Here is a 12812-nt window from a genome sequence, read left to right on the forward strand (position 1 = left end):
CTCGGCGTCGGCGAAGGTCATCTGCTTCATCGGGAAACTCGGTGGGTGGGGTCGCGGTATTTTGCCAAATCAGAAAGTCTTTTTCAGAGTTTCCCTAAGCGTTAGCGCCTTGGGGCGCCGTACATTGCTGACAACGCCCGCCCCCCTCAAAGCCGAAACCGCCCCACCGACTGCGCCAACTGCCCCGCCAGTGCCGACAACTCATCCGTCGTCCCCGCCGTCTGGCCAATCACCCGGGTATTGCCCTCCGACATCCCGGCAATCATCTCGACCTGATGCGCAATTTCATTACTGGCCAGGCTTTGTTCGCCAATGGTGCGCGTGATGTCGTGGACCAGTTGTGTGGTGTTCAACGTCGCATCCAGAATCTCGCGAATCGCACGTTCCACATCGGCCGTGACCGCCATGCCTTTATCCACCTGGGCCACACCGGCTTCCATGCTGGTCACCGCCTCGCGGGTACTTTGCTGGATGCGCGAGACCATGCTGGCGATTTCCTGGGTGGAAGCACTGGTGCGCCCCGCCAGGCTGCGCACTTCGTCGGCCACTACGGCAAAACCGCGGCCCTGCTCGCCAGCGCGGGCGGCTTCAATGGCCGCGTTGAGCGCCAGCAGGTTGGTCTGGTCGGCGATGCCCTTGATCACCTGGATAATGCTGTAGATCCCTTCGGACTCCTTGTCCAGCGTGCGGATCACCTGGGCCGACTGTTGCGCCGACTGGGCGATGCCGTCCATATCGCTCACAACCTGGTGAATGACCTGCCCGCCGTTCTTGGCCAGGGTTTCGGCCTGGTTGGCCATTTCCAGGGCGTGCACGGCATGCCGGGTGATTTCCTCGATGCTGGCGGTCATTTGGCTGGTGGCGGCCGACATGGTCCCCGCCGCCGAACTCTGCTGCTGGCTGCTGACGGCCACCTCATGGCAACCGCTGCTCAACTGCTGGCTCATACGGGTGATGCCCTGGGCGTTGTTGCGCACCGCCTCAATCATGCCGCGCAAGTCATGCTGCATGACCGCCAGGCTGCGGATCAGCATACTGGCCTCATCGCGGCCGACAGCTTCGGGAATCGATTCGCTGAGGTTGCCGTGGGCAATGCTCTCGGCAATCTGCCGCGCCAATTGCAACGGCCGCATGATGCTGCGGGTAACCCAATAGCCTTGGGCGCTCAGTAACAACAGGCACAACACCAGCACCACGCCAAGGGTGAAGTTGGCGCTGCGCACGGTTTGACGGGTCTGCTCGCCACTGGCCTTGGAGTTGTTTTCGATCAGCTCGCTCAAACTGGCCAGTTGGCCTTCCAGCTGGGTGAACGCGTTGGTAAAACCGCCCAGCTCTTGTTGCGCAGCGACGGGATCGTCCATCGCCACACCGACAAGCCGCTCACCCGAGGCAATGTACGTGTCGAGGCTGGGCTTGATACCGCTCAGCGCGGTCTTGAGGGTGTCGTTGAGGGGAAGCCCGAGGTTATCACTCAGCGCCTTGCGAAAATGCCCCGCATGTTCAGTGAGGGCTTCCTGCACTTGCTCCCGGCTGCTGACACTTTTGCCCAGCCCCACCAGCATCGCCGACAGTACATCGGCGCGCAGCGCGTCGTGCATCATGTCGGCCTCCAGGTGATTGCTCAATGCGGTCATGCTGACCTCACTGTCAATCATCGCCGCCTCCATGCGCGCATTCCCCAGGTAGTTCACCAGGCTGATGATAAGAACCGTAAGCACACTGGTGCCGATCAGCAATAACAGACGTAGTTTTATCGACATCCCTGAACCCTCTGCGGTTACGGACTAAAACAAGGTGCTGATGGCTGTCGTGTAAAACACATCGACGCGTTCGCTACCCATGATTTAAGCCTACTTGCAGGTTTTCGCTGCGGTAATGGCGATTTAGGTCTCGGTGTCTTTTGAGCCTGGCGCTCCGTAGCCACGACCGAGCCCATCCACTCGCCCCCCAGGGAGTCGCCACGCGCCAGGTAGAAACGCGGACCACTGGAATAAACAACAGTGCTTTTTCGGCTATAACTCGCAAACTCTTACAGTCAACCAACGCCAAAATTACACTTTGGTAATATAAGCGTTATTAAACACTTTTTTCACACGCTGGCTCCCATAAATAGTTAAAGTCAACGCCACACAGACTCTTGAATACGCGTAGTTCTTTCGATGAAGCCCCCTGCATACCGTGACACTTACACCCCCCTACCTTGCTATTTAACAGTTGGAATACTTGCCACCGGCACTCATTACATAACACTTTTGTTATTGTCGCAGGTTCTACCGGCACTCATTGCGACGCTGCTGGGAGCCATAGCCGGAACCGCCGTAAGTTACCAAGGCAATAAACGCTGGACGTTTACAAAAAACCACCCACCCGACGCTTATCAATGGTTGCGTTTTTGCATCACGGCCCTCGCCTATAACTGCGCAAACCTGGCGCTGATGGCCGTCCTGCTGGAGCTCTGGCCCCAGCACCTTTGGCCGATGCAAGTGATGACCACCCTCGCCCTGACGTTGATCACTTATCGAATCAATCAGTACTGGAGCTTTCGCCATGAACCCGTCAAGACCTGAGCGCCCCCCTCGCCCGCTGCTCAGTGTGGTTATCTGCTGTTATAACGAAGCCAAGGTACTCCCGATCTTTCATAAGCGTCTCATGGCAGTACTCAAGACACTAAGCATTCACCACGAAGTGTTGTATGTGAATGATGGCAGTCGCGATGGAACGCTGTCTTTACTGGACGGTTATTGCCAGACGCCCGGTGTTCGATGCCTGAATCTAAGCCGCAATTTCGGCAAGGAAGCGGCCATGGTTGCCGGTCTGGATTACGCGGCCGGGAATGCGGTGTTATTTATTGATGCAGACTTGCAAGACCCACCCGAACTTATTCCATTAATGGTTCATCATTGGCTTGCCGGCAGCGATATTGTCAATATGCAGCGCCGCAGTCGCCTATCGGATACCTCAAGCAAACGCATCAGTGCCCATCTCTACTACAAACTGATGAACTTCCTGGCTGACAAGTTTGATGTTCCCGCCGACGTCAGCGACTTCCGCCTGATCGGCCCTGCGCCCCTGGCAGCGTTGCGAGCCATGCCAGAGCGCACACGGTTCATGAAAGGCCTGATCAGTTGGCTGGGGTTCAATACCATCGAGTTGCCCTACGACCGTGAGCCGCGCAGCGCCGGCCTCAGCAAGTGGGGGCCGCTGGCATTGATCGACCTAGGCATCGAAGGTGTATTGGCGCTTTCGCGCAAGCCGTTGCGCTGGTTCAGCCTGCTCAGCCTGGTGATTTTTGTCGCGACCCTGGTCTTTCTCATCCATCAGATGAGCGTCAGCACCGTCAGCTCCCATCACGTGATCATGGGCATTGCCGCGTTTATTGCCCTGGGCATCGCCATGATCGGCGAATACCTGGGGGCCACGCTGAGCGAGGTCCGGCAACGCCCCATCTATCTGCTCAACAACCTGCTCGGCGAAGCCCCCAAGCGGCCAGAACACACCTGCCCAACCCCTCCTCGTGAACAAGAAAAGCATTGATGACCATGACAACCCGTACGCTATGGCTGCTATTGATTGCCATTTTGGGCCTGCGCCTGGCCAGCCTGGGCCTCTACCCGCTGATGGACACCTCCGAAGCCCGTTACGCTGAAATGGCGCGCAAGATGCTGGTCCTCGGGAACTGGGTAACCCCACTGTTCCAGGTGGATGTGCCTTTTTGGGGCAAGCCACCACTGTCGTTCTGGAGCCAGGCGCTGGGCATGAAGCTGCTGGGCATCAATGAATTCGCCATTCGCTTTCCGGCATGGCTGTTTCATGTTGCCAGTTGCCTGCTCATCATCCGTTTTGCCCGTGAGCAAGTGGACGAAAAAACCGCGCTCTTGGCGGCGATTATCTTTTCCAGTTCGACCCTCGGTCTGTTGTCGGCCGGTGTGGTGTTGACCGACCCGGCGCTGAGTTTCTCGGTCCTGCTGGCCAGCTATGGTTTTTGGCGCGGCATAACCCAGGGGGACCGGCGCTGGGCGCTGGCCGGGTTTGCCGGGCTGGGGCTTGGGCTGCTGGCGAAGGGGCCGTTGGCGGTCGTGTTGGTGGCGATTCCAGCGCTCATCTGGACCCTCTGCTACCGCCCATGGCGCGCGTTTTGGCGCTTGCCCTGGATCACCGGCCTCTTGCTGATGCTGCTGATCGCCGTGCCCTGGTACCTGATTGCCGAACAGCGTACGCCTGGTTTTCTCGATTACTTCCTCGTGGGAGAGCATTGGAAACGCTATGTGGTCAGTGATTGGGCCGGCGACTTGTATGGCAGTGCCCATGCCCGGCCAATCGGGGCGATCTGGCTGGACCTGTTGCTCGCCTTTTTCCCATGGACGCTGCTGTTGCCCGCGCTTTACTTTGGTTTTCGACGCTCGGCACTGGCGGGGCGCTACTACGCGTTCATTGCCCTGTGGGCCCTGGCCACGCCGGTGTTTTTCACGTTCTCCGGCAATATCCTGTGGACTTACCTGCTGCCGTCGCTGCCAGCCTGGAGCCTGTTGCTGGCGGGCGCACTCAATCACGGGCCTTGGCGTACCGGCAAAACCGTCACCGGGTTGAGCCTGGCACTGCTGCTGCCGGTGTGGCTGCCGATTGCCGCCATCGATGGCCGCGTCTTTGACCGGCCGAACAACCAGCGCGACCTTGCCAATGCCTGGCAGCAATTGCAGGCAAGCAAACCTGGAAACCTTTACTACTGGGGCCGTCGCTCCTATGCGGGGGAGTTCTATACCAATGGCCAGGCTCGCCAGGTAAAGGACTTCAGCACCCTGCCGGATGACCCCAGGTTCTATATCGCCCGTCGTGAACGCGACCTCAAGCGTGGCATCCAGGCCTTGCAGCCGTTCAACTGTGTCGAACAGCTGCGTGCCAGCCAGAGTGTGTTGTTCAGGTGCGAACCGCTCAAGCCTCCTGCCTGAGCATACCGGCCTGGGCGGTGGCGACAGCGCTCTTGATCTCGGGGCGCCCGCGGGAGCAGGATAGCTGCCTTCGCCCTGACGAAAAGGACTGTCGTTATGTTCCCCCTGGATATCTGGCTGACCTATAGCGCCGCCTGCCTGTTGCTGGTGCTCTCCCCCGGCCCGGACAACCTGCTGGCCATCGCCAGGGGCCTGAGCCAGGGGCGCATGGCGGCGGCCGTTTCGGGGCTCGCATCGGGCACCGGGATTTTGTTTCATGTGGCCACGGCCTCACTGGGCTTGACCCTGTTGATGCAGACCTCTGCCGTGGCTTTCTGGGTCGTCAAGGTCATCGGCGCCAGCTACCTGTTGTGGCTGGGCATCAAGGTCTTGCGTTCGCGCAGCCTGATCAACTTCAAGCCGGCGGCACGGCAACCGCTCAACAGCATCTTCCTCACCGGTTTCCTGTCGGCGGCGCTGAACCCTAAGCCTGGGCTGTTTGTGCTCGCGTTCATTCCGCAATTCGTCAACCCGTCACTGGGCTCGGTCACGCTACAAATGATGGTCTACGGTGCCTGGTTCGCCGCGTTGACCGCCCTGGGCTTCGCGCTCATGGGGATTTTTGCGACACGCCTCTCGACGTGGCTGCAGCGCAAGCCCAAAGTCATCAATGGGTTGAATGTGGGGGCCGGACTGACCTTCGTCGCGTCCGGGCTTTCGGTGGCGGCACTCAGTCAAAAATAAGGGCCTTGTTTCGGTTACCCTGCACGGCGCAGACCGCCCCGCCTCCGTGACCAGGACACCCCGTGACCCGAGAGCAACTTGAGCAGAACCAGATCCCCGTCTACCTCGTCGCCGTTATCGGCGCGGCCCTCGCAGGCCTGCTCGCCCCGCAGGCCGCACCGGGTCTTGGCGCCCTGGTAACCCCGGCAATTGCCGTGCTGATGTACGCCATGTTCCTGCAGATCCCGTTTCTGCAACTGCGCCAGGGGCTTGCCAACAAACGCTTTATGGCGGCGCTGCTGGTCGCCAACTTTGTGTTGATCCCGCTGCTGGTCTGGGGCCTGACCCTCGGCTTACACGACCGGCCGGCCATCCTGATCGGTGCATTGCTGGTGCTGCTCACGCCGTGCATCGACTACGTGGTGGTGTTTACCCATCTTGGCAAAGGCGATGCCCGGCTGACGCTGGCCGCCACCCCGGTCTTGCTGTTGCTGCAATTGGCGCTGCTGCCGCTGTACCTGGCGTTGATACCGGCCGGCGACGCGGCGGTGGCGATCGCCATCGGCCCGTTTGTCGAGGCCTTTTTGCTGCTGATCGTGCTGCCACTGCTGCTGGCGGTGCTGACCGGCGCCGGGGCCCGGCGCTCGCGCCTGGTCGAACGCTGGAACGACGCCTGGGCGTGGATGCCCGTGCCGGCCATGGCGGCGGTGCTGATCGTGGTGATGGGGTCGCAGATCGCCTTGGTTGCGCAGGCGTTTACACAGTTGCTGCCGGTGGTGCCCGTCTATTTAGGCTTTATGCTGCTGGCGCCCGTGGTCGGCGCGCTGACGGCCCGGGCCTTTGGTTTGCCGGCAACCACCGCGCGTTCGGTTACGTTCAGCAGTGCAACCCGCAACTCGCTGGTGGTCCTGCCGCTGGCGCTGGCGCTGCCGGAAGAGCTCCGCGCGCTGGCCGCCGCTGCCGTCATCACCCAGACCTTGATCGAGCTGGTGTTTGAGCTGATTTATATCCGCCTCATCCCGGCCCTGGTCTGGCGCAGCCGCTAGGGTTGCGCCCGTGTCGCATGCCAGCGTACCAGCAAGCCGGCGTTTTGCTGGGTTGCAGTTCGCGCAACAGTGTCTTGTCATCAATGGGATTGATAGCCCCCTAACAAAACCCCCATCCTAGAAGGCTTGGCTGACGCTTATATCATTCCGAATGATAGTTACCTTTGTTTCATTCGATTCGTGAGATAGCACACAGGCCGAGCATGATCCGCCCATCTCAAATAGATTGGCGGATGCACCTCATGGAACAGTCACTCAAACATTTGCGCTATCCCCTGGCCCTTTTGGCCGTGCTGGTGTTAAGCGCATGCGGCAAGGCCCCTGAGCAGGCCGCTGCCATGCCCGCCAGCAAAGTCAGCGTTGCCAAGGTCCTGGAACAACCGGTCAACGAATGGGATGAATTCACCGGCCGCCTGGAAGCGCCGGAAACCGTGCAAATCCGTCCACGCGTGTCGGGCCAGATCGATCAGGTAGCCTTTACCGAGGGCGCGCTGGTGAAAAAAGGCGATCTGCTGTTCCAGATCGACCCGCGTCCGTTCCAGGCTGAAGTGCGTCGCCTTGAAGCCCAGTTGCAACAAACCCGCGCCGCCGCCTCGCGCAGTGACAACGAGGCCCAGCGTGGCGAGCGCCTGCGCCAGAGCAATGCGATTTCCGCCGAACTGGCCGACTCGCGCACCACCGCCGCCCAGGAAGCCCGCGCCGCCGTGGCCGGGATTCAGGCACAACTGGACCTGGCCCGCCTGAACCTGAGTTTCACCCGGGTCACCTCGCCCATCAGTGGCCGTGTCAGCCGCGCCGCGATCACCGCCGGCAACCTGGTCACCGCCGATGTCACCGAGTTGACCAGCGTGGTCTCCACCGACAAGGTCTACGCCTATTTCGACGCCGATGAGCGTGTGTACCTCAAGTACACCGAGCTGGCGCGCCAGGGCCGTCGCGGCGCGACCACCCCGGTGTACCTGGGCCTGTCCAATGAAGATGGCAACCCGCACCTGGGTCAGATGAACTTTGTCGACAACCAGGTCAACCCGGCCACCGGCACCATCCGTGGCCGTGCCGTGTTCGATAACACTGACGGGCGTTTCACTCCCGGCCTGTATGCGCGCCTTAAATTGGTGGGCAGCGGCACCTACTCCGCCGTGTTGATCACTGACGAAGCCGTGGGCACCGACCTGGGCAAGAAATTCGTGCTGGTGATGGAGGGCGACAACAAGGCGGCCTACCGCGCCGTGGAACTGGGGCCGAAGATCGAAGGCCTGCGTATCGTGCGCAGCGGCTTGAGCAAGGACGACACCATTATCGTCAAGGGCCTGCAGCGGGTACGCCCGGGATCGCCGGTCGCCCCGCAAACCGTCCCGATGGCCAGCCAGGCCACCCTCGCCGCCTTGGCCAAACAACGACAAGCACTTGAAGCCAGCAACCTGGAACAAGTCGCCCCGCAAAATAAAACCGCGTCCAAGCTCGCCAGTGTCACGACTCCACGCGGTTAAGGGACTACACACAAGATGAATTTTTCCAAGTTCTTCATTTCGCGGCCGATCTTCGCAGCGGTCCTGTCGCTGCTGATCCTGATCGCCGGCGCGATTTCGCTGTTCCAATTACCGATCAGCGAATACCCGGAAGTGGTGCCGCCGACCGTGGTCGTGCGTGCCAACTTCCCCGGCGCCAACCCCAAGGTCATCGGGGAAACCGTGGCCGCGCCGCTGGAACAGGCAATCACCGGCGTCGAGAACATGCTCTACATGTCCTCGCAGTCGACCGCCGACGGCAAGCTCACCCTGACCATCACCTTCGCCCTGGGCACTGACCTGGACAATGCACAGGTGCAGGTGCAGAACCGGGTGACCCGCACCCAGCCCAAACTGCCGGAAGAAGTGACGCGCATCGGGATCACCGTGGACAAGGCCTCTCCCGACCTGACCATGGTGGTGCACTTGACCTCCCCGGACCAGCGCTACGACATGCTCTACCTGTCCAACTACGCCATCCTCAATATCAAGGATGAGCTGGCGCGCCTGGGGGGTGTCGGTGATGTGCAGTTGTTCGGTATGGGCGACTACTCGTTGCGGGTGTGGCTGGATCCGAACAAGACCGCCTCGCGCAACCTGACCGCCACCGATGTGGTAACCGCGATCCGTGAACAGAACCGCCAGGTAGCGGCCGGTGCGCTGGGCGCGCCACCCGCGCCGACGGCAACCAGCTTCCAGCTGTCTGTCAACACCCAGGGGCGCCTGGTCACCGAGGACGAGTTCGAGAACATCATTATCCGTGCCGGCGATAACGGTGAAATCACCCGCCTCAAGGACATCGCCCGGGTCGAATTGGGCTCCAGCCAATACGCCTTGCGCTCATTGCTCAACAACCAGCCGGCGGTCGCACTGCCGATTTTCCAGCGCCCTGGCTCCAACGCGATCCAGATCTCCAACGAAGTGCGCGACAAGATGGCGGAGCTGAAAAAGAGCTTCCCCGAAGGCATGGACTTCAGCATCGTCTATGACCCGACCATCTTCGTGCGTGGCTCCATCGAGGCCGTGGTGCATACCCTGTTTGAAGCCTTGATTCTCGTGGTGCTGGTGGTGATCCTGTTCCTGCAGACCTGGCGCGCCTCGATCATTCCGTTGGTGGCCGTGCCGGTTTCGTTGATCGGCACCTTTGCCGTGATGCACCTGTTTGGCTTCTCGCTCAATGCGCTGTCACTGTTCGGCCTGGTGCTGGCCATCGGTATCGTGGTGGACGACGCCATCGTGGTGGTGGAGAACGTCGAACGTAATATCGAGCTGGGCCTGGAGCCGTTCCCGGCCACCGAAAAGGCCATGAGCGAAGTGACCGGCCCGATCATTGCCACCGCGTTGGTGCTGTGTGCGGTGTTTGTTCCGGCGGCCTTTATCAGTGGCCTGACCGGGCAGTTCTACAAGCAGTTTGCCTTGACCATTGCGATTTCCACCGTGATCTCGGCCTTCAACTCCCTGACCTTGTCCCCGGCCCTGGCCGCCGTGTTGCTGCGCAGCCATGACGCGCCCAAGGATCGCTTCTCCAAGGTGCTCGACAAGCTGTTCGGAGGCTGGCTGTTCCGCCCGTTCAACCGCTTCTTCGAGCGGGCCAGCGGTGGCTACGTCAGCACCGTGCGCCGGGTGATCCGTGGCAGTGGCATCGCCCTGTTCCTGTATGCCGGCCTGATGGTCCTGACCTGGTTTGGCTTTGCCCACACCCCGACCGGTTTCGTCCCGGCCCAGGACAAGCAATACCTGGTGGCCTTCGCCCAACTGCCGGACGCTTCCAGCCTGGATCGCACCGAAGACGTGATCAAGCGCATGTCGGATATCGCCCTCAAGCAACCGGGTGTGGAAAGCGCCGTGGCCTTCCCCGGCCTGTCGATCAACGGCTTCACCAACAGCCCCAACAGCGGCATTGTGTTCGTGACCTTGAAGCCGTTTGACCAGCGCAAGGACGCGAGTATGTCCGCCGGTGCAATCGCGGGCGCCCTGAACGGCAAGTACGCCGATATCCAGGAAGCCTACATGGCGATCTTCCCACCGCCGCCGGTACAGGGCCTGGGCACCATCGGCGGGTTCCGACTGCAAGTCGAAGACCGCGGCAACCTGGGCTACGAGGAACTGTACAAAGAAGTGCAGAACATCATCACCAAGAGCCACAACGTGCCGGAACTGTTTGGCCTGTTCACCAGCTACACGGTCAACGTGCCCCAGGTCGATGCCGCCATCGACCGTGAAAAGGCCAAGACCCACGGCGTGGCGATCAGCGACATCTTCGACACCCTGCAGATCTACCTGGGCTCGTTGTATGCCAACGACTTCAACCGCTTTGGCCGTACCTACCAGGTCAACGTCCAGGCCGAGCAGCAGTTCCGTCTTGAAGACGAGCAGATCGGCCAGTTGAAAGTGCGCAACAACAAGGGCGAGATGATCCCGCTGGCGACCTTTATCAAGGTCAGCGACACCTCGGGGCCGGACCGCGTGATGCACTACAACGGCTTTATCACTGCCGAGATCAACGGCAACGCCGCCCCCGGCTACAGCTCGGGCCAGGCGCAAGAAGCGATCGAGAAACTGTTGAAAGAGGAACTGCCCAACGGCATGACCTACGAGTGGACCGACCTGACCTATCAGCAAATCCTCTCGGGCAATACCGCGCTGTTCGTGTTCCCGCTGTGTGTCTTGCTGGCGTTCCTGGTACTGGCCGCCCAATACGAAAGCTGGAGCCTGCCGCTGGCGGTGATCCTGATTGTGCCGATGACCCTGCTGTCGGCCATTACCGGGGTGATTCTGTCCGGCGGCGACAACAACATCTTTACCCAGATCGGCTTGATCGTCCTGGTGGGCCTGGCCTGTAAGAACGCGATTCTGATCGTCGAATTTGCCAAGGATAAACAGCAAGAAGGCCTCGACCCGCTGGCTGCGGTGCTGGAAGCCTGCCGCCTGCGTCTGCGGCCGATCCTGATGACCTCGTTCGCCTTCATCATGGGCGTGGTGCCCCTGGTGCTCTCCAGCGGCGCGGGGGCCGAGATGCGTCATGCCATGGGTGTGGCCGTGTTCTCCGGGATGATCGGGGTGACTTTCTTCGGCCTGTTGCTGACGCCCGTGTTCTACGTGTTGATCCGTCGTTATGTGGAGCGCAGCGATGCGCGCAAAGCGGCCAAGGCCTTGAAGCTGGAGACACAGCAATGAGTGTGAAGGTGTTCCTGCCGAGCCTGCTGGTATTGGCGCTCAGCGCCTGTGCCGTGGGCCCGGACTATAAAACCCAGCCATTGGAGGCGGCCACTATCACGGCCGCCGCCGATGCCCGGCAGTACGACCACGCCAAGTTTGAAGGCATCTGGTGGCAGCAGTTCGAGGACCCGACCCTTAACCAGTTGGTCCTCCAGTCGTTGAGTGGCAACCGCGACTTGCGGGTCGCCTTTGCCCGCCTGCGGGCCGCCCGGGCGATTCGCGATGACGCCAGCAATGATGCAATGCCAACTATCACCAGCCGTGCCAGCAGTGATTTGGCCAAGGGCCAGATCCCCGGCCAGACTACCCGCCGGGTCAGTAGCGAACGCTATGACCTGGGCCTGGACATGGCCTGGGAGTTGGACCTGTTTGGCCGTATCCAACGTAACCTGCAAGCCAGTGACGCCGACCAGCAAGCGGCCGAGGCCGACCTCTATCAACTGCAAGTCACGATGATTGCCGAACTGGTGGACGCCTACGGCCAACTGCGCGGCGCGCAACTGCGGGAAAAAATCGCCCTGGCCAACCTGAAGAACCAGCAGGATTCGCGCACCATCACCGAAAGCCTGCGCGATGCCGGCGTCGGCGATCAACTGGACGTGGTGCGTGCCGATGCGCGCCTGGCGGCGGTCGAGGCCAGCGTGCCGCAATTGCAGGCCGAACAAGTGCGCGAGCGCAATCGCATCGCCACCCTGCTCGGCCAGCGCCCGGACAAACTCACGGTGGACCTGAGCCCGGCCGACCTGCCGGCGATTGCCAAGGCCTTGCCGATTGGCGACCCGGGGCAACTGCTGCAACGGCGCCCGGACATTCTCAGCGCCGAACGCAAACTGGCAGCCGCCACCGCGCGTATCGGCGTGGCCAAGGCCGACCTGTTTCCACGGGTCAGCCTCAGTGGTTTCCTCGGGTTTACGGCTGGCCGCGGTTCGCAGATCGGTTCATCGGCCGCCAATGCCTGGGCCCTGGGCCCGAGCATCACCTGGGCCGCCTTTGACCTGGGCAGCGTGCGCGCCCGTTTGCGCGGCGCCGATGCCGAGGCCGACGGCGCCCTGGCCACCTACGAGCAGCAAGTCTTGCTGGCCTTGGAAGAGTCAGAGAACGCCTTCAGCGACTACGGCAAGCGCCAGCAGCGCCTGGTCTCGCTGATCCGCCAGAGCGAATCCAGCCGCGCCGCCGCCGACCTGGCCGAGATCCGCTACCGCGAAGGCACCGCCGACTTCCTCGTGCTACTCGACGCCCAGCGCGAGCGCCTGCTCGCCGAAGACGCCCAGGCCCTGGCCGAAGTGGACCTGTATCGCGGCATCGTGGCGATCTACAAGGCACTGGGTGGTGGCTGGCAGCCCGAAACGGTGGTCGCCAGCCGCCAATGATGTAGACAGAGCTCCTTTGGT

Annotated in this window: 9 protein-coding genes and 1 pseudogene; 8 read left to right on the plus strand and 2 right to left on the minus strand. The window is 61.4% G+C overall.

What is annotated here, in order from left to right:
* Window positions 1-146 precede the first annotated feature (146 nt).
* Together AO268_RS33750 and AO268_RS33755 are read right to left on the minus strand one after the other, a co-directional pair.
* On the minus strand, window positions 147-1010 hold the full coding sequence (locus tag AO268_RS33750; protein WP_373562129.1) for a methyl-accepting chemotaxis protein: 864 nt from the start codon (window positions 1008-1010) through the stop codon (window positions 147-149).
* A pseudogene (locus AO268_RS33755) lies at window positions 1005-1760 on the minus strand (HAMP domain-containing protein); the annotation flags it as partial. The gene AO268_RS33750 and the pseudogene AO268_RS33755, both read right to left, overlap by 6 nt.
* A gap of 399 nt (window positions 1761-2159) precedes the next feature.
* Here AO268_RS33755 and AO268_RS13335 point away from each other — a divergent pair.
* The 8 genes from AO268_RS13335 to AO268_RS13370 all read left to right on the plus strand — a co-directional run bounded on the left by AO268_RS13335 (window position 2160) and on the right by AO268_RS13370 (window position 12791).
* Window positions 2160-2567, plus strand: a complete 408-nt coding sequence (locus AO268_RS13335; RefSeq protein ID WP_076960880.1) for a GtrA family protein — start codon at window positions 2160-2162, stop codon at window positions 2565-2567.
* Window positions 2548-3534, plus strand: coding sequence for a glycosyltransferase family 2 protein (locus AO268_RS13340; RefSeq protein ID WP_236309530.1), 987 nt, complete (start codon window positions 2548-2550; stop codon window positions 3532-3534). Before AO268_RS13335 ends, AO268_RS13340 begins: the two co-directional genes overlap by 20 nt.
* Window positions 3534-4946: an ArnT family glycosyltransferase gene (locus AO268_RS13345; RefSeq protein ID WP_076960879.1), complete on the plus strand. Its 1413-nt coding sequence runs from the start codon at window positions 3534-3536 to the stop codon at window positions 4944-4946. The genes AO268_RS13340 and AO268_RS13345 overlap by 1 nt, the downstream gene beginning before the upstream one ends.
* Window positions 4947-5042: 96 nt before the next feature.
* Window positions 5043-5669, plus strand: coding sequence for a LysE family translocator (locus AO268_RS13350; protein WP_099168943.1), 627 nt, complete (start codon window positions 5043-5045; stop codon window positions 5667-5669).
* 62 nt (window positions 5670-5731) lie between these two features.
* Entirely contained in the window at window positions 5732-6694 is a 963-nt protein-coding gene (locus AO268_RS13355) for an arsenic resistance protein (protein WP_099168944.1), read from the plus strand.
* A 242-nt stretch (window positions 6695-6936) separates the two neighbouring features.
* Window positions 6937-8184: a multidrug efflux RND transporter periplasmic adaptor subunit MexE gene (gene mexE, locus AO268_RS13360; RefSeq protein ID WP_076961133.1), complete on the plus strand. Its 1248-nt coding sequence runs from the start codon at window positions 6937-6939 to the stop codon at window positions 8182-8184.
* Window positions 8185-8199: 15 nt separating this feature from the next.
* Entirely contained in the window at window positions 8200-11379 is a 3180-nt protein-coding gene (locus tag AO268_RS13365; RefSeq protein ID WP_099168945.1) for an efflux RND transporter permease subunit, read from the plus strand.
* Window positions 11376-12791, plus strand: coding sequence for an efflux transporter outer membrane subunit (locus AO268_RS13370; RefSeq protein ID WP_076960875.1), 1416 nt, complete (start codon window positions 11376-11378; stop codon window positions 12789-12791). The genes AO268_RS13365 and AO268_RS13370 overlap by 4 nt, the downstream gene beginning before the upstream one ends.
* Window positions 12792-12812: the final 21 nt, after the last annotated feature.

Origin of the sequence: Pseudomonas sp. ICMP 8385, from assembly GCF_002699915.1 — a bacterium.
In the GTDB taxonomy this organism is placed as follows: Bacteria; Pseudomonadota; Gammaproteobacteria; order Pseudomonadales; family Pseudomonadaceae; genus Aquipseudomonas; species Aquipseudomonas gessardii.

Excerpts from the sequence above, each read along its gene's own strand:
- AO268_RS13340 (WP_236309530.1), top strand. The coding sequence starts at position 2,548 with ATGAACCCGTCAAGACCTGAGCGCCCCCCTCGCCCGCTGCTCAGTGTG.
- AO268_RS13365 (WP_099168945.1), top strand. The coding sequence starts at position 8,200 with ATGAATTTTTCCAAGTTCTTCATTTCGCGGCCGATCTTCGCAGCGGTC.
- AO268_RS13335 (WP_076960880.1), top strand. The coding sequence starts at position 2,160 with ATGAAGCCCCCTGCATACCGTGACACTTACACCCCCCTACCTTGCTAT.
- AO268_RS13370 (WP_076960875.1), top strand. The coding sequence starts at position 11,376 with ATGAGTGTGAAGGTGTTCCTGCCGAGCCTGCTGGTATTGGCGCTCAGC.
- AO268_RS33750 (WP_373562129.1), bottom strand. The coding sequence starts at position 1,010 with ATGCAGCATGACTTGCGCGGCATGATTGAGGCGGTGCGCAACAACGCC.
- mexE (WP_076961133.1), top strand. The coding sequence starts at position 6,937 with ATGGAACAGTCACTCAAACATTTGCGCTATCCCCTGGCCCTTTTGGCC.
- AO268_RS13350 (WP_099168943.1), top strand. The coding sequence starts at position 5,043 with ATGTTCCCCCTGGATATCTGGCTGACCTATAGCGCCGCCTGCCTGTTG.
- AO268_RS13345 (WP_076960879.1), top strand. The coding sequence starts at position 3,534 with ATGACCATGACAACCCGTACGCTATGGCTGCTATTGATTGCCATTTTG.